This is a genomic window from Geomonas azotofigens, from assembly GCF_018919395.1.
In the GTDB taxonomy this organism is placed as follows: Bacteria; Desulfobacterota; Desulfuromonadia; order Geobacterales; family Geobacteraceae; genus Geomonas; species Geomonas azotofigens.
Genome location: NZ_JAHLME010000001.1, coordinates 312,470 through 332,083 on the forward strand (window position 1 = coordinate 312,470; position 19,614 = coordinate 332,083).

At 65.2% G+C, this 19,614-nt stretch carries 23 protein-coding genes; all 23 read right to left on the reverse strand.

Going from position 1 to position 19,614, the window contains the following annotated elements; genetic code table 11:
* Nucleotides 1–3: 3 nt before the first annotated feature.
* The 23 genes from KOL99_RS01365 to KOL99_RS01475 all read right to left on the reverse strand — a co-directional run bounded on the left by KOL99_RS01365 (nt 4) and on the right by KOL99_RS01475 (nt 19,588).
* The gene (locus KOL99_RS01365; protein ID WP_216508706.1) at nt 4–534 is read right to left on the reverse strand and encodes a flagellar basal body-associated FliL family protein; all 531 of its coding nucleotides are present in this window, start codon (nt 532–534) and stop codon (nt 4–6) included.
* 466 nt (nt 535–1,000) lie between these two features.
* On the reverse strand, nt 1,001–1,885 hold the full coding sequence (locus KOL99_RS01370; protein WP_216508707.1) for a flagellar hook-basal body protein: 885 nt from the start codon (nt 1,883–1,885) through the stop codon (nt 1,001–1,003).
* A 100-nt stretch (nt 1,886–1,985) separates the two neighbouring features.
* Complete coding sequence (locus KOL99_RS01375) at nt 1,986–2,378, reverse strand: TIGR02530 family flagellar biosynthesis protein (protein WP_216508708.1); 393 nt, start codon at nt 2,376–2,378, stop codon at nt 1,986–1,988.
* A gap of 11 nt (nt 2,379–2,389) precedes the next feature.
* Nucleotides 2,390–3,055 carry a flagellar hook assembly protein FlgD gene (locus KOL99_RS01380; protein WP_216508709.1) on the reverse strand — a complete coding sequence of 222 codons (666 nt, stop codon included), beginning with the start codon at nt 3,053–3,055 and terminating at the stop codon, nt 2,390–2,392.
* Nucleotides 3,056–3,068: 13 nt separating this feature from the next.
* The gene (locus KOL99_RS21730; RefSeq protein WP_216508710.1) at nt 3,069–5,186 is read right to left on the reverse strand and encodes a flagellar hook-length control protein FliK; all 2,118 of its coding nucleotides are present in this window, start codon (nt 5,184–5,186) and stop codon (nt 3,069–3,071) included.
* Nucleotides 5,187–5,283: 97 nt separating this feature from the next.
* Nucleotides 5,284–5,781 (reverse strand): MotE family protein, encoded by a 498-nt coding sequence (locus KOL99_RS01390; RefSeq protein ID WP_216508711.1) that lies wholly within the window; start codon nt 5,779–5,781, stop codon nt 5,284–5,286.
* Nucleotides 5,778–6,218: a flagellar export protein FliJ gene (gene fliJ / locus KOL99_RS01395; RefSeq protein WP_216508712.1), complete on the reverse strand. Its 441-nt coding sequence runs from the start codon at nt 6,216–6,218 to the stop codon at nt 5,778–5,780. The genes KOL99_RS01390 and fliJ overlap by 4 nt, the downstream gene beginning before the upstream one ends.
* Nucleotides 6,219–6,234: 16 nt before the next feature.
* Nucleotides 6,235–7,560 (reverse strand): flagellar protein export ATPase FliI, encoded by a 1,326-nt coding sequence (fliI, locus tag KOL99_RS01400; protein ID WP_216508713.1) that lies wholly within the window; start codon nt 7,558–7,560, stop codon nt 6,235–6,237.
* Complete coding sequence (locus KOL99_RS01405; RefSeq protein WP_216508714.1) at nt 7,550–8,263, reverse strand: FliH/SctL family protein; 714 nt, start codon at nt 8,261–8,263, stop codon at nt 7,550–7,552. Before KOL99_RS01405 ends, fliI begins: the two co-directional genes overlap by 11 nt.
* The gene (gene fliG / locus KOL99_RS01410) at nt 8,250–9,242 is read right to left on the reverse strand and encodes a flagellar motor switch protein FliG (protein WP_199395774.1); all 993 of its coding nucleotides are present in this window, start codon (nt 9,240–9,242) and stop codon (nt 8,250–8,252) included. The genes KOL99_RS01405 and fliG overlap by 14 nt, the downstream gene beginning before the upstream one ends.
* A 29-nt stretch (nt 9,243–9,271) precedes the next feature.
* Complete coding sequence (fliF, locus tag KOL99_RS01415; RefSeq protein WP_216508715.1) at nt 9,272–10,843, reverse strand: flagellar basal-body MS-ring/collar protein FliF; 1,572 nt, start codon at nt 10,841–10,843, stop codon at nt 9,272–9,274.
* Nucleotides 10,844–10,860: 17 nt separating this feature from the next.
* On the reverse strand, nt 10,861–11,175 hold the full coding sequence (gene fliE / locus KOL99_RS01420; protein WP_216508716.1) for a flagellar hook-basal body complex protein FliE: 315 nt from the start codon (nt 11,173–11,175) through the stop codon (nt 10,861–10,863).
* A 16-nt stretch (nt 11,176–11,191) separates the two neighbouring features.
* Nucleotides 11,192–11,629 (reverse strand): flagellar basal body rod protein FlgC, encoded by a 438-nt coding sequence (gene flgC / locus KOL99_RS01425; protein ID WP_216508717.1) that lies wholly within the window; start codon nt 11,627–11,629, stop codon nt 11,192–11,194.
* The gene (gene flgB, locus KOL99_RS01430) at nt 11,630–12,052 is read right to left on the reverse strand and encodes a flagellar basal body rod protein FlgB (protein WP_216508718.1); all 423 of its coding nucleotides are present in this window, start codon (nt 12,050–12,052) and stop codon (nt 11,630–11,632) included.
* A 114-nt stretch (nt 12,053–12,166) separates the two neighbouring features.
* Nucleotides 12,167–14,254 (reverse strand): tetratricopeptide repeat protein, encoded by a 2,088-nt coding sequence (locus KOL99_RS01435; RefSeq protein WP_216508719.1) that lies wholly within the window; start codon nt 14,252–14,254, stop codon nt 12,167–12,169.
* A 175-nt stretch (nt 14,255–14,429) separates the two neighbouring features.
* Nucleotides 14,430–15,434, reverse strand: coding sequence for a response regulator (locus tag KOL99_RS01440; RefSeq protein WP_216508720.1), 1,005 nt, complete (start codon nt 15,432–15,434; stop codon nt 14,430–14,432).
* Nucleotides 15,435–15,445: 11 nt separating this feature from the next.
* Nucleotides 15,446–15,955, reverse strand: a complete 510-nt coding sequence (locus tag KOL99_RS01445) for a chemotaxis protein CheX (RefSeq protein WP_407931841.1) — start codon at nt 15,953–15,955, stop codon at nt 15,446–15,448.
* Nucleotides 15,952–16,314, reverse strand: a complete 363-nt coding sequence (locus tag KOL99_RS01450) for a response regulator (RefSeq protein ID WP_216508722.1) — start codon at nt 16,312–16,314, stop codon at nt 15,952–15,954. Before KOL99_RS01450 ends, KOL99_RS01445 begins: the two co-directional genes overlap by 4 nt.
* Before the next feature lie 122 nt (nt 16,315–16,436).
* Complete coding sequence (locus KOL99_RS01455; protein ID WP_216508723.1) at nt 16,437–17,474, reverse strand: sensor histidine kinase; 1,038 nt, start codon at nt 17,472–17,474, stop codon at nt 16,437–16,439.
* Between the two features lie 215 nt (nt 17,475–17,689).
* Nucleotides 17,690–18,073, reverse strand: a complete 384-nt coding sequence (locus KOL99_RS01460) for a rhodanese-like domain-containing protein (RefSeq protein ID WP_216508724.1) — start codon at nt 18,071–18,073, stop codon at nt 17,690–17,692.
* Between the two features lie 26 nt (nt 18,074–18,099).
* On the reverse strand, nt 18,100–18,930 hold the full coding sequence (locus KOL99_RS01465) for an MBL fold metallo-hydrolase (RefSeq protein WP_216508725.1): 831 nt from the start codon (nt 18,928–18,930) through the stop codon (nt 18,100–18,102).
* Nucleotides 18,927–19,139: a YgaP family membrane protein gene (locus KOL99_RS01470; protein ID WP_199390260.1), complete on the reverse strand. Its 213-nt coding sequence runs from the start codon at nt 19,137–19,139 to the stop codon at nt 18,927–18,929. The genes KOL99_RS01465 and KOL99_RS01470 overlap by 4 nt, the downstream gene beginning before the upstream one ends.
* 17 nt (nt 19,140–19,156) lie before the next feature.
* Nucleotides 19,157–19,588: a C-GCAxxG-C-C family protein gene (locus KOL99_RS01475; RefSeq protein WP_216508726.1), complete on the reverse strand. Its 432-nt coding sequence runs from the start codon at nt 19,586–19,588 to the stop codon at nt 19,157–19,159.
* Nucleotides 19,589–19,614 lie beyond the last annotated feature (26 nt).

Genomic DNA, 19,614 nt, shown 5'->3' on the forward strand with positions numbered 1-19,614 from the left:
CTTTTACTGCACCACGAAGTCGGTGAAATAAACCTTGGTCACCTTGCTGGGGGGGACCACCTTGGAGACTGCGGCCAGGATCTGTTCGCGCAGCTGGTTTTTCCCCTGCAGGTCCTGGATCTCCTGCATGGTCTTGGTGGTCAAAAGGATCAGGATGGCGTCACGCAGCGGGGCGAGCTTCGCGTCGAGCTCCGTCTTCGCCTGCGGGTTGGCCATCTCGAACTCGACCTTGATCTTCAGGTAGCGCAGCTCCTGGCCGTCGTAGATGTTGACGATGAAGGGCTCCAGGGGATAGATGGTGCCGCCGCCGGCGGCCGCCCCCTCGCCTCCCTTGGCAGGCGCGCCGTGCTCCCCGCCCCCTTCGGCCTTGGCTTCGACCTTGGCGCCTTCGGGCGCCTTTTCCTTCTTGCTTCCCCCCATGAAGAAGGCCGCCGCCCCCCCGATGGCAAGGACCGCTACCACGGCGCCGATGATGATGAAGAGCTTCTTGTTGTTCTTTTCCGGGGTCTCTTGCGGCTTCGCCGGTTCGGCCATGCTGGGTTCTCCTTTTGGAAACAGCTCAAGCTGGTGTATTCGATTTGAACACCTTGCAACCCAAGTGCCAGATCCGTAGCGCCGCTCCAGATATGCCTTGAGGAACCGTCGCCGGGGGGTGGAAAGGGGCGGGCAAATCGTTATGTTACGGAATGTTGCGGGGCAAACGAAGATATTGGCGAGGTTGGGGAGAGAAGGGTAAAAAAGAGGGCGGGTCAACTTTTTGACCCCTGACTGCGGAGGCGGGGACGTCGGTCGGCCCCGGACAGAGGGCGCACGGGGGCCATTGGGATGGCAAAAAAGGGGGGAACCGGACGTACCGGTGCCGTGGCGCCCGGAACCGGCGCTTTTGCCGCTGCGCGTCAGAGATCCGGCCGCAAGGGCCGGTGTCAGACCTCCGACGCCGGGGGCGCCTTTGACACGGCAGGCATGGGGGGCGCGGCGCGAGCCGCACCCCCTGCTTGTCCTAGCGGATCAGCTGCAGGACTTCCTGCGTCATCTGGTCCGTGGTGGTGATGGTCTTGGAGTTGGCGGAGTAGGCGCGCTGGGTGATGATCATCTTCACGAATTCGCTCGCCATGTCGACGTTACTCTGCTCGAGGGTGTTGGAGAGGATCTTCTCGCTGACGCCGTTGGGCTTGTTGGCGGCCAGGGAGAAGGCGGCCCCGGAGACGCCGGCATCCGCGGTCGCCTGGTACAGGGAGCCCCCCATCTTGCTGAGCGCGGTAGGGTCGGATGCGGTGATCACGGCGAGACGCTGCACGGTAGCGGCGTTGGCGGGGGTGGCCGCGACACCCACGGCGGCGGAGGTGTTGTAGTAGTTTTGGGTGATGCCGTCCGTGGCGAGGTAGGTGATCAGGCCGGAGTTGTCGATGCTGATGATCTTGCCGAAGTCGGTGGTCGGCGCCGCGCCGCTGTTCACGAACTTGATCGGGTTACCCTGGGTGTCGAGCACCTGGTAGCCGTCCGGGTTCACCAGGGTCAGGTTGTTGTCTACCTGGAAGGCGCCGGCGCGGGAGAGGAAGGCGGAATTCTGGGTCGCCACCGGGGAGGCGGCGGTCGGCGGCTTAAGGGCGAAGAAGCTGGTCCCTTGTATGGCGAGGTCGGTCACGTTCTCCGAGCTCTGGGTCGAGCCCTGGCTGAACACGTTCTGCACCGCCTGCATCTGCACGCCCTTGCCGATCTGGGAACCGCCGCCGACGTTCTGGGACAACATGTCGGAAAAGAGGGTTCTTGCCCCCTTGAAACCTACCGTGTTGACGTTGGAGATGTTGTTGCCGATGACGTTCATCGCTTCGCCGTTTTGGATCAGGCCGGTAACGCCGGTAAACAATGCGGAAGTAACACTCATTTTTTTGCCTCCTTAGGCTTGGTTGTGGGACTCCTCAGTCGGTCGGTGTCCCGCGGGCTTTCCTTCTGGAGGGCCAGCCCGTTTCGGTTGTCGTTTGCGGTTAGAAAAATACCGCCGAGTCGATGTTGGTGAAGACGTTCCCTTTCATCCCCTGGCGATCCATGGCGGTCACCACTGTCCGGTTTTTGACGCTCACCACCAGGGCCGCGTCTCCCATCAGGATCAGCGATTCCTTACCACCCTTTTGCGCCACGCTGTCCACCGCCCCTTCCAGCTGCTTCATGTCGGCGTCGGAGAGGGTGATGCCGCGGGACTTGAGCCGTTCCTGGGCGTGCTGGGAGAGCTTGACCGGCTGCCCCGGCAGTTTCTGGTCCAGCACCTGGGCGAAGGCCGTGCCGCTGCCGGTGTTCTTGGCGGCCGGCTTGGCGCCATTCTGGTTCGGCTTGACCGGCGCCTGGATCGGTTGGGGAAACAAGATGCTGTTGTCGATCATCTTAGGCTCCCTTAGGCTGCCTCGTTCACGGAGGTGACGTCGGTCAGGTTGATCTTCAGCCCGCCCATCGAGAGCACCGGGGTGCTGCCGGACATGTCGACGCCGCTCACCTTGCCCCGCACGATACCTGTGGCGGTGACGGCAGTGCCGGCGGCGTCCTTGGCGGAGACGCTGAAGCTGTAAGTGCCGGGGGTGAGTTGCGCCCCGGAGTTGTCGGTCCCATCCCAGGCCAGCGTGTTGCTGCCCGAGCTCTGGGCGCCGCCGTCGATGGTCTTGACCACCTTGCCGTTGGCATCGAGCACCGAAACGGTGACCGTCTGCGCGCTCCTCCCCAGGTTGTAGTTGATGGTGCTGCTGCTCCCCGAGGCAAGCTCCACCTGGGATCCGGTGGCCTCCACCTGCTTGCCGATCAGCGAGACCGCCGCCATGGTACCGGCGTTGCTCCCCTGCCCCAGCAGGTTCTGCAGGTTGGTGTTGGTGTTGTAGGCCTGCTCGACCTGGGTGAGTTGGGCGAGCTGCGAGATGAACTGGGTGCCGTCCTGGGGATTCAGGGGGTCCTGGTTCTGCAGCTGGGTCACGAACAGCTTCAGGAAGTCGTCCTTGTTCATACCCGTCGACTTCTTCATCGCGGCCGCGGCCGAGGCCGTGGTCGCTGCGGATGTTGCGTCGGTTATCATCCTTACCTCCTTGCTAGAATCGTACGTCGAGCAGGGTGTTGACCTCGGCTGTCAGATAATTGACCCGGGGTGCATCCTGTCCGTCGTACCCTGCCCCTCTGGTAAAGCGTTGGGGCTGTTGCTGCTGCTGGTTGCCCCTCTCCTCGTTGAGGGGGCCGTTGAACCCGCCACCGCCGGTAGAAACGTTGAACCCTTCCATGGTGAGATTCTTCCCGGAGAGGGCCTCGCGCAGCGCGTCGAGGTTGCTCATCAGGAGATCCTTGACCATGCGGTTGTCCGCCTGGACCTCCACGTTGAGCCGGTTGTTGTCCATGCGAAGCTGGATCTTCAGCTCTCCCAGCTCGCCCGGGTTCAGCCTGATGCTCATCTGGCCGTTCCCCTTGCCGTCGTGGCTCACCACCCCTTGCCGTACCTGGGAAAGGATGTTTTCGTGCAGCTGGCTTTTGGCGCCGGAGAGCTTGGCTTCGCCCGGTACCGCTTCCGCCGGGGTCCCCTGTGCCGTCAGTCCCACGCCAAGCATCTGGTCGTTCTGGTTTTCCTGCCCTTTCTGGTGCGACTGTCCCTGCTCGCCCTGGGTGCCCGACGTATCCCGCCCCGCCTCCAGCCCGGAGACAGAGTTGGCTGTTGCCGTCGCTGCACTCTTGGTGCCGGAAATGTCATCCGCCGAAGCTTTGGCTACGTTTACCTGCTGGGCCTGCACCGCTTCGTGTACCTGCTTCCCGGTGACGGCTTCCGCCTGGTGCGCGTCCTTGCGCTGCGGTTGCACCGCCTGCTCGGCCTGGGCACCCTGCTCTTGGGAGACCGCTGCCGGCTCCCCCTTTTGTTCCGGCTCCCCCTTTTGTTCCAGCTGCACCTTTACTTGGGGCGCCGCCGCCTCGGGCTTGGCCTCGCGAACCGTGGCCTTGCTGTCGGCGCTCGCCATGGCGGCCGTCTCCGCTGCCGGAGTCTGCAGCTGAGGGGTCGCGTCCTGCTGCGCTGCTGCATCCTGCGCTACTGCCTGGTCCTGCTGGACCGATACATCATCCTGCCCCGCCGCGGCCGTCGTTGCGCCGGGGTCCGTTACCGTCGCGGGCTCGGCCTGCTTCCTGACCGGCATGGCCACGAAGCGCCCGGCACCGGTTTCCTTGGCCGCCAGGTGGCTGGCTGCCACGGTCTGATCGGCAGTTACGGCGTTTTTTGCGGCTTCCGGCAGAGCCGGGGCTTGCTGCCGCTCGCCCGCTGCCGGCGCAACCTGCACCTGGGGCTGGTCAACCTGCGCTCCTTCTGTCGCGCCCGTCGAAGGGACCACCTGGGCTTTCCCCTGTGCGGGGGAGAGCTGCGCCGACTCGACCTTCTGGCCGGGCTGGCTGCCGGCCGTGCCGGCGGTGGCCTGTTGCTGCTGGTGCGTTGCCTGCTGCTGGTGCGTTGCCTGCTGCTGTTGCGCTGCCTGCTGCGGCAGCTCCGGCTGTACCTCGCCTGCTGCCGGTTCCGGTGTCGTCACCGGAGCCGCTTCCGGCTGCATGCGTTGCTGCAGGGTGGCGAGCCTCTCCAGCGCGGTGGTGCCTGCTGCCGCGTTGGCCTCCTCGCTCCTTGCCGCCACGTTGGACTCGACCGCGGCCATCGCCACGACCAGTCCGGGGTTCGGGCCCGACTTCGCTTCCGGCACCGTCCCGGTTGCTGCCTGTGCGGCCTGAGCGTCAGCCGCGGTTTCCGGCGTTGCGGGCACCGCCTGCTCCGCCCCCGCGCCTGTCGCCGCGTTCCCGGCCGCGCCTTTTGCCGCCGTTTCCTGAGCCGGTTGTGCCGCGTCCTGGTCCGCATCGTCCTTGTCGGCCTGGTGTCTGCCGGCTACCGCCGCCTTGGCAGTCGCCGATGCCTGCGCCGCAGGGGTCGCCTGCTCCGCGTGAGAGGAGCCGTTTTCCCGCGCCTGTGCCGGGCGTGCCTGGTCGTCGTTCTTTTTGGCACGGACGGAGGGCCTCGCCGGATGCTCCGTCGGGCGGGCCGGCGTCGCGGCGGGTTGCTCCGGGGTCTGCCTCCCCTGCAGCAGTTGCTGGAACACCCCCGCGCCGGGGGCCGCCGCTGCGTTTGCCATCCCGCTTTGCGCCGCTGGGGCCGGGATGGCGTCTGGAATGAATGCTGCGTTTTGAACCATCATGTGTATGTCACCTCCTTTTCCTGAAATACGGCTGCGCCGATACACAGCCGGTCGAAATCCGCCGCGTCAAGCGGCGCTTCGCACCGAGGTCAGCCGGTCATTGCCCGGCGAGGTTCAGCCTGGTCCACTCGAGGACCCGGGGCTGGTTGATGAAGGGGATCAGCTTGACGGCGGTCTTCTGGTCCATCTGGTTCAACATCTGGATCACCATCTTCTCGTCCAGCTTGTTGAGCAGGTTCCCCGCCTCCTCCGGCTTCAGCCCCTTGTAGATCTTGATCATCTTCTTGTAGCGCTCGTCATCCTGCTTCTTCTTGGCGGTGAGCGACTCCTCGATCCCCTTCTTGGCCGCGTTCAGCTCGGCCACCCGCGCGTCGAGCTTGGCGGAGAGCTGGTTCAGGGCCGCTTCCTTGGCGGCGAGCGCCGCCTCCTTCTGCGCCAACTGCTGCCGCTTGGCCTCCAGGGCCGCGCTCTCGCTGGAGAGCGAGCGGGGCGGGTTCTTCACCTCGGCCGCTTGGGCGGAAAAGATGTCACGTTCAGTCCATAACAGCGGCAGGGCCACGAGGAGCAGCACCAGCACGCCGATCAGCTTTTTCACTTATGCCCCCTCCCCTGGATGGCTATCTCGTCCAGGAAGGCCCGTTCGCGGTTCAACTGCTCCATTCTCAGGTCCCGCATCTTCTTCTCCTTGAATACCTCCAGCGCCTTCTTCTCCTTGGCGGCGGCCAAAAGCGCCTCGCGTTTTTCCTGGACCGCCTTCTCAAGGACCACCAGGCTCTCCCGCAACTGCTGGATCTCCTGGGCCTTTCTGCGCGAGAAGTCGCCGTAGAGCTGCAGGTCCTTGGCCTCGATCCCGTTCATCTGCCGCTGGGCGCATTCCTGCTCCAGCTGTTCCATCATGGCCTTCTCGTTCTTCAGCCGCTCCCTGGCGCTCTCGTGCTGCTGCTTGGCCGCCGCGAGTTCCAGCTGGTGCATCTTCTCCACTTCCTTGCGGAACTTGAGCACCTGTTCGAGCCTGAATTCCTGTCCTGCCATGGTGTGCCTCCTGCTGCTAATCGTTCAGGCTGCCCGTTCCGAAGATCCGGGCCAGTGCCTCGATCGACTCCTCGAAGGTGACCTGGTCCGCCACGTCCTGCTTCAGGTAGGCGATCATCTGGTCCATCCGGGAGATGGCCAGGTCGATCTTCGGGTTGCTGCCGGCCTTGTAGGCGCCGATGTTGATCATGTCCTCGGCCTGCCGGTAGGTGGCCAGGGTCTCCTTGAACTGCCCCGCCAGCGCCCGGTGCTCGCGGCTGGTCACGTCGCCCATGACGCGGCTGGCGCTGTTCAAGAGGTCGATCGGGGGGTAGATGTTCCGGGCCGCCAGCTCGCGGGTCAGGATGATGTGCCCGTCCAGGATGCTGCGCATGGCGTCCGAGATCGGCTCGTTGAAGTCATCCCCCTCGACGAGGACCGTGTAGAGACCGGTGATGCTCCCCCCCTGGAAGTTGCCGGTCCGCTCCAAAAGCCTCGGCAGCGCCGCGAACACGCTCGGGGTGTACCCCTTGGTGGTGGGGGGCTCGCCGATCGCCAGCCCCACCTCGCGCATCGCCATGGCGAAACGGGTGGCGGAGTCCATCATCAGCAGCACCTTCTTCCCCTGGGCCTGGAAGTACTCGGCGATGGTGGTCGCGATATAGGCGCCGCGCATCCGCACCAGCGGGGGCTGGTCGGAGGTCGCCACCACCACGACCGATTTCCTGAGCCCTTCCGCCTGCAGGTCCTTCTCGATGAATTCCCGCAGTTCCCGGCCGCGCTCGCCGATCAGGGCGATCACGTTGACGTCGGCCTCGGTATAGCGGGCGATCATGCCCAAAAGGGTCGACTTGCCCACCCCCGAACCGGCCATGATGCCGACCCGCTGCCCCTCGCCGCAGGTCAAAAGACCGTTGATGGGGCGGATGCCCAGGTTCAAGGGCTTCCGGATCGGCCGCCTTTTCATCGGGTTCACCGGCAGGGCGTAGATCGGGTACTCGTCCACGGTCTCGATGGGGCCCTTGTCGTCGATGGGCTCGCCCAGGCCGTCGATGACCCGCCCCAAGAGCGCCGGGCCGACCCCCATGGCCGCCTTCTCGCGCCGGACCGAGATCACGCTCCCCAGCCCCACGCCGCGCAACTCTCCAAGCGGCATGAGCAGGGTCTTGTTGTCGCGGAACCCCACAACCTCGGCGGGTATGGAGGGATGCCCCTCGGAGTGCACCTCGCACACGCTCCCCACCGCGGTCTCGGGGCAGTACCCCTCGATGACCAGGCCGACCACCTGGGTCACCTTGCCGTGAAAGCGCACCGGCTTGGCCGCCTCGACCACCGGCAGGTAGCGTGCCAGGTCAATCCTCACTTTCTTCTTCCTCCCGCCGCGCGTTCCTCTCCTCGGAGAGCCGGCGCATGATCTCGTCGAGCTGGGCGTCGAGTCCGGCGTCGATGTTGCCCCGCACCGTCTCCACCAGGCAGCTCGCCGGCCCGAGCGCCGGGTCCTCGCGCAGCGCGATCTTCTTGCGGTCCCGGGTGAGCGCCTGGAACTGCGGCGAGTAGGCCACCACCTGGTACTCTTCCGGGTTCAAGCGCACCACGATCTCGCCCTCTTCCGCGGCCAGTTCCACCGCGCCGTGCACCAGCCCGGCGATCAGCCCCGGGTCCAGGGAGAGCTCGCGCATCATCACCTTGCGGGCGATCAGCACCGAGAGCTTCAGGAGGTCCTCCTCGGCGTCGTGCATGAGCTGGGCCCGCAGCGCGCCGGTGGAGAGGAGCGCCTGGGCCAGCGCCTCGCTCACCTTGGCGAGGTCCTCCTCGGCCTGCTGCCTTCCCTTCCTGATCCCCTCGGCGTGCGACTGCTGGATCCTTTTCAGGGCCTCCTCCTCCGCGATCACGGCGGGGGGGACCTCGGGTTCCTCCTCTTCCTCGACCGGGGGGGCTTCCTCACCCCCCAGCTGGATGGGGCGGAACACCTCCTGCCCGGCCGGCGGAACCAACACGCCCCCCAAGGGCTCGAGGGTGTAGGCCGCTGAGTCGACCCCCTTCCTGATGATCTTAGACGAGGACATCTTCCGCCCCGCGTCCCGCGATGACCACCTTCCCTTCCTCCTCCATCTTGCGGACGATCTTGATGATCTCGCTCTGGGCCTTCTCCACGTCGGAGAGACGCACCGGACCCATGACCTCCAGGTCCTCCTTGATCATCTCCGCCGCGCGGCTGGAGATGTTGCGGAAGATCTTGTCCTTGACCTCGTCCACCGAGGTCTTCATGGCCAGGGTCAGGGTGTCGTTGGAGACCTCGCGCATGATGGACTGGATGGCGCGGTCGTCCAGCTTGAAGATGTCCTCGAAGGTGAACAGGTGCTTCCTGATCACCTCGGCCAGCGGCGGGTTCATGGTGTCGAGCTTGTCCAGGATCTTCTTCTCGCGGCTTCTGTCGAGGTGCGCGAACATGTCCACCACCTTCTCCACCCCGCCGACCTTGAAGCGCTGCACCCCGCCCAGGGCGGTCAGCTCGACCCGGATCACCTCGTCGATCTCGGCGAGGATCTCCGGCGAGACCTGGTCCACCTCGGCGATCCTGATCACCACCTCGGCCTGCAGCTCCTGCGGTAAAAGGGCTATGATCTCGCTGGTCTGCTTGGGTTTCAGCTTGGCCAGCACCACGGCGATGGTCTGCGGGTGCTCCTGGGAGAAGAAGTTGGCGATGGTGCGCGGGTCCATGGTGGAGAGGATGTCGGCCATGTCGCCGATGCCGGAGGTGCGGATCTCCTGCAACAGGGTCTCCGCCCTAAGCGGCCCCAGGGCCTTCTCCAGGATCTTCTTGACGAACTCCTCCCCCTGGGAGAAGAAGCCGGTCTCCGGGTTGGTGATGTCGGTGAACTCCTCCACCACCGAGGCGATCTCCTCGCGGGGGACGTGGCCGAGCTTGGACATGCTCTGGCTGATCCGCTTGATATCGCCGTCGTCCATATGCCCGAAAACCTTGGCGGTCGCCTCGGGGCCCAGGTACAAAAGGAGTATGGCGGCCTTTTCGGCTCCGGTCATGCTGCACCTCTAAAGGTCGTGGATTTCATCTATTCCTTGCGCGACAGCCAGTTCTGCAGGATCTGGGCGGCCTGGTAGGGGTCCTGCTTCACCTTCTCCACCAGCTCGATCTGGGTCACCCGCATCTTCTCCTGGGCGATCTTCTGCATCTCCAGCATGTGGGCGTTCTCGACCTCGTCCTGCATCGGCATGAACGAGGTAGCCGGCTTCTCGCTCTTCAGCGTCTTCAACAGCGGCCGGATCACGAACAGGATCAGGGCCAGGAAACCAAGGCCGATCAGGCCGTTCTTGATCAGCGTCTGCACGATGGGGGCGTCGTACCACTTGGGCGCCTCGCTGCCGGTGTCGCCGGTCTCCTGGAACGGGATGTTGGCGACGGTGACCTGGTCGCCGCGCTCGGCGTTGAAGCCGACCGCGCTCTTCACCAGGGCCTCGATCTTCTGCATCTCGTCCGGGGTGCGGGGCTGGTACTTGGGCGTGGCACCCGGCTTCGCCCCCACCGGGAGGTCGTACTTGCCGTCCACCAGGACCGCCACGGAGACCTTGGAGAGGGCCCCCACCGGTTCGATGATGCGGGCGGTGGAACGGCTCACCTCGTAGTTCAGTGTCTCGTCGGTCTTGGAGCCGCCGCCGCTCTGCCCCCCCGGTGCTGCCGGGGCGCGGCCGAGGTTGGTCTGCGCGCCGGGGACGCCGGAGGCGGTGGTGGTGGTGCCCCCCTTCTCCTCGCTTCTCTGCTCGCTCCTCACCGCGGCGGACTCGGGGTCGTAGCGCTCCTCGTACTTCTCCACCTGCTTGAAGTCGAAGTTCGCGGTGACCCGGGCCACGCACTTGCCCGAACCGACCACGCGGTCCAAGAGCGTCTGCAGCTTGTCCTCCTGGGTCTTCTCGAAGTTGCGCTGGGTCTCCTGGCGCGACCCGGTCAGCTTGCTGGCCGGGTCGGAGGCGGTGTTGCCGGAGAGCATCTTGCCCCGGCTGTCAAGCACGGTGATCTGCTCCGGGTCCATCCCCTCGATGGACGAGGCGACCAGGTGCACGATCCCCTGCACCTCGGCCTCCCTGAGCATCCGGTTCGATTTCATCTTGAGCACGACCGAGGCGGTGGCCGGCTTCTCGGACTCCTTGAACAGGGTCTTCTCGGGGATGGCCAGGTGCACCCGGGCCGATTCGACGCCGGCGATCTGGGAAATGGTGCGGGAGAGCTCGCCCTGCAGGGCGCGCTGGTAGTTCAGCTTCTGGACGAACTCGGTCATGCCGAAGTTCTTGCGGTCGAAGATCTCGTAGCCGACGCCGCCCCCCTGGGGGAGGCCGTCGCTCGCCATGGAGAGTCTCAGGTCGTACACCTTGTCCGATGGGACCAAAATCGCCTTGCCGTCGGCGGCGATCTGGTAGGGGACCTTCTGCTCCTTCAATTTTTTGACGATCTCGCCGGCGTCGTCGCTGTTCAGGTTGGCGAACAGCGGGCGGTAGTCGGTCTTGTTCGCCACGGTGATCAGCGCGGCGAAGGCGAGCAGCGACGCGAGCGCGACCCCCGCGACGACCATCCGCTTCCCGGTGGACATGGCGAGAAAAGGTTCCAGCAGTTTTTTAAGCCCTTCCGGCATGGTATCCCCTTACCCTGTTAAACCGGCATCCTCATGATCTCCTGGTACGCCTCGACCGCCTTGTTGCGCACCTGGGTCAGCATCTGGAAGGAGATGCTCGCTTTTTCCACCGCCAGCATCACCTCGTGCAGCCCCTTGCTCTCGCCGGTCGCGAGCCCCTGGATGGAACGGTCGGCAGCACCCTGCTGCTCGTTCACCTTGGAGACCATTTCCTCCAGGAACTTGCCGAAACCGGCGGCGGGGTTGCCCTGCGTCCCCTGGATGCCCTGCGACTCCTGGGCGGGAAAAGCCTGGGAGAGTCCGCCTACCTTGGTAAGTGCCGATATTTCCATGTATAACCTCCGTTACCTAGCGCAGCAGGTCGAGCGTCTTCAAAGCCATGCTCTTGGCTGCATTGGTCGCCGTGATGTTCGCCTCGTAGCTGCGGCTGGCCGTGATCATGTCGGCCATCTCCTCGACCACGTTGACGTTGGGATAGGCCACGTAGCCGTTGGCGTCCGCGTCGGGGTGCCCCGGCTCGTACTGCAGCCTAGGCGGCCTCTGGTCCTCGTTGATCTGGGTCACCTGGACGCTCCTGGCCTCGTTGGCGCGGGAAAGCGCGGCGCCGAAGGAGTTCCCCTCCTTGACCGGGGTGGCGGTGAACACCGCGTCCTTGCGCCGGTACGGTCCCCCCTCCGCGGTCCTGGTGGAGTTGACGTTGGCCAGGTTGGAGGAGATCAGGTTCATCCGGGTGCGCTCGGCGGCGAGGGCCGAGGCGCTGATGTCCATGGAGGTGAAAAAGTCCATTTACAAGGTCCCCCTTATGGCCTGCTTCAGTTCCTCGAACTTCTTGGTGAGGATCTGCACGCTGGCGTTGTACATGATCTGGTTCTCGGCCAGGCGTCCCATCTCGGTCTCCATCTCCACGCCGTTGCCGTCGGGAGCCATGTTGCGGGAGCTCACCTCGACCACGTCACCCTGCACCTTCTCCAGCGAGGCGGCCGAGGCCCCCTTGAGCGGGATGTGGCGCGGGTGGGTCACCGAACCGGCCCTGGGTCCACCCTTCAGGGCGCTCTTCAGCTGCCCTTCGAAGGAGATGTCGGTGCTGGTATAGCCCGGCGTCTCCACGTTGGCGAGGTTGGCCGAGATCATGGTCTGGCGCTTCGCCCTCAGGTCCAGGGTCTTGCCCAGAAGTTCCACGGTTGTCCCGAATAATCCTTGTACTGGCATTTCTTCCTCCTTGGTCGCCAAGCTGCAACAGCAAAAGGCGTACCACCCACGGCCGCCCCCTGTTATCGGCAAGTTACGCCGCGGGAACTCGGCCGGGTCATCTTTTTGACACCGTCAAGGGAGCTGTCCGGCGATCTTCATGCGCCAGTTCAGGTCGTTGAGCGCCTCGCCGGCGAGCTTGCCCCAGGTCCCCCCGAGCCCGGCCGCCTTGTCCCAGCTCGCCCTGGCCTGGCGCACCTCGCCCAGTTGCAGCTGCAGCTCGCCGGTCTTGTAGAGGAACTGGCCGCTCATCTCGCCGGAGGCGATGCTGCCCCCCACCTGGCAGGCCGCCAGGGCCCGCTGGTAATCGTGGCCGGCGGCAAGCGCCGTGGCCAGGGTGAAGTAGCCGTCGGGGAGGAACGGGTCATCCTGTTTCGCCGCCGCGGTGTATCGGGACAGGCTGCGCACCGCGCCGCCGTGGTTCTTGGCCGCCACGAGCGCCTTGCCGAGGTAATATTCGCTCTCCGGCAGCTGCGCCTTGGCCCCTTTGGCGCCCAGGAAGGCGAGCTGCGCCGCCGCGCCGGGGAGATCGCCCCGCTCGAAGGCAAGCCGCCCCAGCTGCTCGCGCACCCGCCCTAGATGGGCATCACGGGGAAAGCGGGCCAGGAAGTCGCGGGCGGTCGCCTCGGCCAGCGCCACGTTGCCCAAGGCGACGGCGTCGTCCACCATGCGTGACAGGAGGAAGGGGGCGCTGCCGGCTGCCCAGTTCTTCTGCTGCAGGTAACCGAAGAGTTCCAGTTCCTTGGCGGTGGCGCCGGTCTTCTGGAAGGCCTGCGCGATCCTCTCGGCGAAGCCGGGATCGCCGAAGCAGCGGGCCAGGTATTCCCGGTTGTCCAGGGCGAGCTGCACCAGCCCCTGCTCGTCGCCGGCGGCGGCGGTCTCCTGGTACACCGGGAGGAGGATCTCCTCGCGCATCTTCTTGATGATGGTGCTGAAGATGCCGCGCGGGTAGCGCCGATCGTAGGTGACCACGGTCTCCAGCGCCTCTTTCGGGGAGGCGTAGAGCGAGAGGAGCAGCGTCATCTTGAAGAGGGCCTCGTCGCGCGAGGCGGGATCGCCCGGCTCCTGGTAGACCGCCCGGTACTTGGCCAGCAGCTCCTGGTAGCGGTCGCGGGAGAGGGTGAACAGTTCGCGGTCGGCGAGCTTCAGGCGTGCCCTGCCGGCCGCCGGGCTCCCGGCCGAGTAGACCACCACGCTGCGGTACATGGCCAGGGCCGCCTCTTTCTGGCCGTTACGCTCGAGGAGGTCCGCCAGGCGGTTCAAGAGCTCCGCCTGGTAGGGGGTGCCCACGTACCGGTCCATGAGGCGCAGCAGCATGGCGCGGGCGGCGGGGAAGTTGCCGGTCCCGGCCAGCGCGTCGGAGTATGGTTGCAAGAGTTCCGGCGCCTGCTCCAGGTACTGGGGCCAGAGCCCCTCACCCTGCCGGAAATAGGACAGGGCATCCTGGTGCCGCCCCAGCCGCTCCAGCGCCTCGCCGAGCCGGTAGCAGGCCAGCGCCTTGGGGCCGGCGGCCTTGTTGGTGAACATGGAGAAGACGTTGACCGCCTCCTCGGCGCGGTCCCGGTACAGGAGGCTTTCCCCCTGCTGGAACAGGAGCGCTTCCCCCTCGGGGAGGAGCCCTTTCAGGACCTTGCCGTCGGTGGGGGCGAAGGGAACGCCGCCGGGATCGGCGTCGAAATCGCGCACGAAGCGCTCGGTGCCGGAGAGGATCGGCTCACGCCCCGGCGCGATGTCCACCCGCGCCGCCCGCTTGACGCCCGGCCCTATGTCCAGCGAGAGCACGCTCGGGTTGGCGCAGGAGACCACCTGGACCCCGGGTTCCGCCTCGCGCACCGGGATGGAGACGCTCAGCACGCCGCGCAGTTGCGAGGTGGTGACCCCGGCGAGCTGCCTGTCGTTCAGGGCACGCAGTTTCTTGAAGCTGGGGGAATCGGCCCCGCGCACCTCGAGTCTGACCCGCCCGGACAGGACCCGGAGCGTGTAGTCGGGGGGGGACTGGAAAGAGAGGTTGACCCTGGTGTACCCCTGGTGGGGGTGCACCGCGATGCGCAACAGGCGGTTCTCCCGCTGCGCCAGGGCGCTTTGCGGCAGGGCGCAGGCGAGCAGTATCGTGACGAGCCCCAGGAGAAGCCCGGGGCCGGGTATGCGCGGCGTGAAGGTCATGAGGGATTGCAAGGCAAAAGCCATGCCGTAGGGGCGCGCGGAAGCGCCGGCGCGCTAACCAGTTGTCACTACGGCACTTTATCTCGGGAAGATTTTTCCGGGGCGCCGGGAAGGCGTCGTGGGGGGCCGGCCAGTCAAAAAATCGGAGGCAGGGGATGTTTTTTTGACTCGCCTGTCAGTGGTGCAGGATCTTCTCCAGCTTGTCGGCGAGCTCGTGCGGAGCGAAGGGGGGCATCACCACCCCCTTAACCCCCGCCTTGAGCGCCTTCAGCACCGCGGTCCGGGTCCATTCCGGGGCGGAGAGGAGCACGGCGCCGCCGCTGCGGTCCACCATCGGCACCACCCGCTTGCAGATGGCCAGGTCGCGGTCGGAGGTCTGCTTGAGGCAGATGACGGCGGCGCGGACGTCACCCTGGGCGAAGAGCCCGGGGAGGTCGGCCCCCAGCGGAGCGTCGATGAGGTTGAGACCGCTGTCGGCCAGTTCCTGGACCAGTTCCTGGCGCACCTGGTCGTCGCCGAGGACCAGGATTGAGGGAAGCGGAGCGGCGCCCTCCTCGGCCACCGCCTCGGCCTCGGGCGCGGCCTCGACCGCAGCCTCCTCCGGCTGCGGGTCGAAGAGGTTGGCCAGGGGGTGGGGGATCAGGATGTCCACCATGTTCATCTCGTGCCCCTCGATCTGCAGGGGGGCACGGTACATCAGGTACTCGCCGTCCGGGAAGGGTAGTTCGTCGGTGAGCGGGTCGGTCCCCGGCACGTACTTCTGCGGCGGGAGGAGCTTCAGGTGCACCTTGTCCGGCAGGTTGGGCTGGAACACGGAGTTGAAGGAGCCGATGATCTGGTTGGCGATCTCGCCGAAGGCGTCCACGTCGTCCGGTTCCTGGATGGAAAGCCGGCGCTTCTCCTGGATCCTCGGCCCGGGGATCCCCAAGAGGATGGAGCTCATGACGATGGTGTCGCCCAGCGCGAAGAGGAGGTAGAAGAAGCCGGGATACGCCTCGCGCGACTCCACGCCCACCACGTAGATGGGGTTGTCCTCGTCACCCAGGTAGCTCTTGCGGTTGGTGTTGAGGACGTCGGAGGCGGCCACGGACATGCTCTGGCCCAGGAGCATGCTGCTCTCCTCCCCGGCCTGCCTCATGGCGGCGTCCAACATGGATTGTAGTTTTTCGAATGCAGCCATTACCGTACCGCCTAGACTTCCTTCCTGAGCTTCAGCCCGACCAGGAAGCGGTCACCCTCGTTGGTGAAGGGGATGATGACGCAGTCGCTGTCGGCCATCGAGTTGACCGTGTAGTCCTCACCGGAGATCACGGTCGGGATGGAGAGGTTGATGTCCAGCCCCCCCTTGGAGAGGATCTGCTTGACGTAGCCGCCCAGCATGTTGGCGATCTCGCCCAGGGCGTCGTTGACGTCCTCCCCCACCTCGTCCACGTCCATCCCCAGCATGTTGGAGGTAATCCTGAGTGCCAGGTGCCGGGGGCAGTGGATGGAGAGGATCCCGGTGTAGGTCCCCGCCAGGCCGACCATGCCGGTGACCGAGCAGTGGAAGGAGGTGACCGGCTCCTTGAGGGGATAGCTGTCCTCGAGGGCCATCATGACCATGGTCTCGAACACCTCCTTGGTGGCGTTGATGACGTAGCTGGCCAGGTCCGCCTCCTCGAGGTGTGTCGCGGCTGCGATTTCCTGATTCAGGGACATCATAAAAGTCCTCCAAGCTTCTCGTTCAACTGGTCCGGCGTGAACGGCTTCTTGATGCTGTCGCTGGCGCCGTTGTTGATCGCCTCCTTGAGTATGTCCTCGCCCCCCTCGGTGGTGATCATGACGATCGGGGTGTTGACCCCCTTGCCGCGGACGCACTTGATGAATTCGAGCCCGTCCATGTTGGGCATGTTGATGTCCGAGAGGATCAGGTCGATGGTTTTCCCCTCCATGGTGGAGAGGGCCTCGATACCGTCGCCGGCCTCGTAGATGTCGTCGATGGCGAGCCCCGCCTGGCGCAGGCTGCGGGAAATGATCTTTCTCATGGTCGAGGAATCGTCCACTATCAATACGTTGCCCATGCTGTTCTCCTCCTTGGATGTTATCTGTGCGCGCACAGGGCGGCTTCTTTCGGTTCGGGCGCGGCGGGCGGGCCCGATGACTGCCTAATCGGCGCCCAATGCCGGGAACTTTAACCCTTAAATCATGACTTGAAGGTGCACCGTTCGTTATGCAGCGGCAAAAGGACCGAGAAGCAGCTCCCCTTGCCGGCGCTGCTCTCGACGCGGATACTGCCGCCGTGCGCCTCCACGATCGCCTTGCTGATGGTGAGCCCGAGCCCGGTCCCCTTGAACCCCTGGGCGCCGGAGGCGCGGAAGTACTTGTTGAAGATGCGCGGCAGCTCGGTCTCGGGGATGCCTATGCCGGTATCGCTGACCCGGACCAGCAGGCAATCGCCCTCGAGCGTGCTGGTGACGCTGATGGTGCCGCGCCTGGGGGTGAACTTCACCGCGTTGCCGATCAGGTTGGCGAAAACGCGGGTGATCTGCTTGGCGTCCAGCTCCAGTGGCGGAATCCCGTCGCAGATATCGCTTAAGAAGTAGGAGCCGTGCACCGCCGCCTCCTGTTCACCGTCGCGGCAGCACCCCTCGAGGAGGGCCTGGGCATCGCAGGGCTGGCGGTCGATCTGCAAAAGCCCCGCCTCCAGCCGGTAGGCGTCCAGCACGTCGTCGATCATGGAGAGCATCTTGACCGCGCTCTTGTCCATCTCCTTGACGAAGAGGTGCAGCGAGGGGTCCATCTTGGCGGGCATCTCCCCCATGAGCGCCTGCATGTACCCCATGATCACGGTGAGCGGCGACTTGAGGTCGTGGGTCATCATGGCCACGAACTCCTCGCGCTGGCGCTTTTCCTTCTTGTCCTGGCTGATGTCGCGCAGCTGGAAGAGCTCCCCTTCCAGGGAGGCCCCTCCCAGCGCACTTGAACGGACCTGGATCACGGCACCGTCGATGCTCACCTCCACCGGCTCGTCCTGCGCGTTCTCGCTCAGCACGCGGTAGATCGGCGTCCGCAGCGGCAGCATGTCCACCCGCTTGCCGAGGACGTTGGCGCGCTCGACGTGCAGGATCTCCTCCGCCTTCCGGTTGATGAAGAGCACCTTGCCGCCGGCGTCGAGGTAGACCGTCCCGCAGTCGACCTCCTCCAGCAGACGCGCCGCCAGGTTTTCGCGTTCCTCCTGCATGCCACCTCCAGCTTCAAAGCGCTGTTTTGCTTATCGGAACCTGTTTGCATAGCTTGAGCCAAAAGAACGGCAAAAGTTTACCAGAGTGGGCGTGGATGGGAATTATGGGAGTGATGGCAATTTTTGGGAATTACGGGAACAGTGGAAAATTCGGAGGGGGAGAGACCCGGGGCTCCCTCCCCCGGAGGGGGAGGGATGGGGAGGGGGAAAAGCGGCTAGCGACCCATCTGCAGCGGCAGGCCGTTCTTGTACCAGCCAACGATGCCGTCGGTCATGTTGTACACGTCGCGGTACCCCTTGGACGCCAGGAAGCTGGCGGCGGTGGAGGAACGGGCACCCACGGCGCAGTAAACCAGCACCGGCCGGTCACGGGGGATCTCCTGCACCCGACGGTTCAGCTCGCCCAACGGAATCAGCTGCGCCCCCTTCAGGTGCGCCTGCCGGTACTCGTCCGGGGTGCGCACATCCAGAAGCACCAACTTGGCGTTCTTGGCCAGCAACGCCTGGGCCTGCTTGGAGGAGACGTTGGCGGGGCCCACGGCCTGCGAAAGGGAAGCGGTCAGCATCAATACGGAAAACAGTACGGCGATGAATCTCATGAAATGAACCTCTCTTGTCGTGTGAACTAATCTACTTCCAGTACGTATCCCACCTGCATCTGCTTGAAGCCGCCGGGGAACGCGGTGGCGAGCCGCGCGGCGGCATGGAAGCCCGTGCAATGGCCGGGACAGATCTTCTTCAACCCGTAACGCTTCAGGGCCTTGATGGTGGCGTCGATCTGGGGCTGCGGAGAAAAGGCGAGATGACAGCCTCCGACGACCCCGTAGACCCGCTCCACGCCGGTCTTCTCCCGCGCGAATTCCAGGGTGTTCACCACCCCGGCATGACAGCACCCCAAAAGCAGCAAGAGCCCCTTTTCCGTCACGATGACCAGGGATTGATCGTCCGTCACCAGGTCCCTTTGGCAGCCGGCCTCGTCGCAGAAAAGTCCGGCGTCCCCCTCCTCGAAACTGGTGCCGCGCGGGACCTCCCCGGTCAGGAAAACACCTGGCAGCACCTCGCGGAAGGCGTCGCTGTAGGAAAAGCTCGCCCCGAGCCCGGCGAGAAACTCCTCGGAGTACGGGATCCCGACGGAACGGGTGCTCCCCTCGCGCAGCACGTAGCGCCGGGTGAAGATCTCCGGGTGCGCCAGGATCCGCTTGGGACCGGCCGCCTGCAACAAGGGCCACAGTCCGCCGGCATGGTCGTAGTGCCCGTGGGAGAGGACCACCTGCTCCACGCTCTTCAGGTCCACGTTCATGCGCTGGGCGTTATGCAAAAGCGTGTGCCCGCCGCCGGTGTCGAAGAGGAGCGCCTGGTCCCCCGCCTGCACCAGGGCGGCGAAGCCGTGCTCGCCGAGCGTTCCGGAAATCGCCCCGGCGGTGTTGTCGCAGAGGACCTTGATGCGGCAGATCATTTACGGCACTCCGCCGGCGGGAGCTTGGGCACCCCCAGCTTGTCCAGAATGGTCATCATCGGGCACCAGTTGGTGAAACCCGACTGGAGCAGGTTCAACCCGATGAAGGCGGTGAACCAGAGCCAGCGCGGATCGTGGTAGTGGGCCAGCGCCAGGGAGATCAGGGTGAAGGTGCCGGCGATGAGCCTCAACAGTCTGTCGATGTACATACGAACCTCCCTTTTGGCTACTGTTTCTGCTGCAGCAGCTCGGCGACCTTGCCCGCCGTGTTGGCGGTGAACTCGACGCAGCGCTTCTTGCCGTCGGCGGTGAGCGCCTTGCAGCAGGTGACGCGGTACTGCTCCTTGAACCAGTGGTGCAGTTCCTTGGTAAGGGCGGCGGAAAGTTTGCGGTCCTTGACCACGAGGCCTATGGCCATGGTGCCGCCGGCCACCGCGCCGCAGATGCAGCCTGCACCGGAGCCGCCCCCGAACCCCGAAGCCAGATGCACCAGTTCGTCTCCCGCCTCGGGCAGGAACTCGTTTTTCACAGCGGCGAGCACCGCCTCCGCGCAGTGCATCTTGCCGGAGCGGTAGAACCCCTCCGCCTCGTTGGCCACCTTCTCGGCCACCGACTCGCCGTTCACTTTTTCAGCAACATTCTTTCGCAACCAGAACACTAAAACCTCCTAAAGGCAGGTTAAGG

Bases quoted from the DNA above. Each gene is read 5' to 3' on its own strand.
- KOL99_RS01365 (WP_216508706.1), bottom strand. From the start codon at position 534: ATGGCCGAACCGGCGAAGCCGCAAGAGACCCCGGAAAAGAACAACAAG.
- KOL99_RS01370 (WP_216508707.1), bottom strand. From the start codon at position 1,885: ATGAGTGTTACTTCCGCATTGTTTACCGGCGTTACCGGCCTGATCCAA.
- KOL99_RS01375 (WP_216508708.1), bottom strand. From the start codon at position 2,378: ATGATCGACAACAGCATCTTGTTTCCCCAACCGATCCAGGCGCCGGTC.
- KOL99_RS01380 (WP_216508709.1), bottom strand. From the start codon at position 3,055: ATGATAACCGACGCAACATCCGCAGCGACCACGGCCTCGGCCGCGGCC.
- KOL99_RS21730 (WP_216508710.1), bottom strand. From the start codon at position 5,186: ATGATGGTTCAAAACGCAGCATTCATTCCAGACGCCATCCCGGCCCCA.
- fliJ (WP_216508712.1), bottom strand. From the start codon at position 6,218: ATGGCAGGACAGGAATTCAGGCTCGAACAGGTGCTCAAGTTCCGCAAG.
- KOL99_RS01405 (WP_216508714.1), bottom strand. From the start codon at position 8,263: ATGTCCTCGTCTAAGATCATCAGGAAGGGGGTCGACTCAGCGGCCTAC.
- fliG (WP_199395774.1), bottom strand. From the start codon at position 9,242: ATGACCGGAGCCGAAAAGGCCGCCATACTCCTTTTGTACCTGGGCCCC.
- fliF (WP_216508715.1), bottom strand. From the start codon at position 10,843: ATGCCGGAAGGGCTTAAAAAACTGCTGGAACCTTTTCTCGCCATGTCC.
- fliE (WP_216508716.1), bottom strand. From the start codon at position 11,175: ATGGAAATATCGGCACTTACCAAGGTAGGCGGACTCTCCCAGGCTTTT.
- flgC (WP_216508717.1), bottom strand. From the start codon at position 11,629: ATGGACTTTTTCACCTCCATGGACATCAGCGCCTCGGCCCTCGCCGCC.
- flgB (WP_216508718.1), bottom strand. From the start codon at position 12,052: ATGCCAGTACAAGGATTATTCGGGACAACCGTGGAACTTCTGGGCAAG.
- KOL99_RS01435 (WP_216508719.1), bottom strand. From the start codon at position 14,254: ATGACCTTCACGCCGCGCATACCCGGCCCCGGGCTTCTCCTGGGGCTC.
- KOL99_RS01440 (WP_216508720.1), bottom strand. From the start codon at position 15,434: ATGGCTGCATTCGAAAAACTACAATCCATGTTGGACGCCGCCATGAGG.
- KOL99_RS01445 (WP_407931841.1), bottom strand. From the start codon at position 15,955: ATGATGTCCCTGAATCAGGAAATCGCAGCCGCGACACACCTCGAGGAG.
- KOL99_RS01450 (WP_216508722.1), bottom strand. From the start codon at position 16,314: ATGGGCAACGTATTGATAGTGGACGATTCCTCGACCATGAGAAAGATC.
- KOL99_RS01455 (WP_216508723.1), bottom strand. From the start codon at position 17,474: ATGCAGGAGGAACGCGAAAACCTGGCGGCGCGTCTGCTGGAGGAGGTC.
- KOL99_RS01460 (WP_216508724.1), bottom strand. From the start codon at position 18,073: ATGAGATTCATCGCCGTACTGTTTTCCGTATTGATGCTGACCGCTTCC.
- KOL99_RS01465 (WP_216508725.1), bottom strand. From the start codon at position 18,930: ATGATCTGCCGCATCAAGGTCCTCTGCGACAACACCGCCGGGGCGATT.
- KOL99_RS01470 (WP_199390260.1), bottom strand. From the start codon at position 19,139: ATGTACATCGACAGACTGTTGAGGCTCATCGCCGGCACCTTCACCCTG.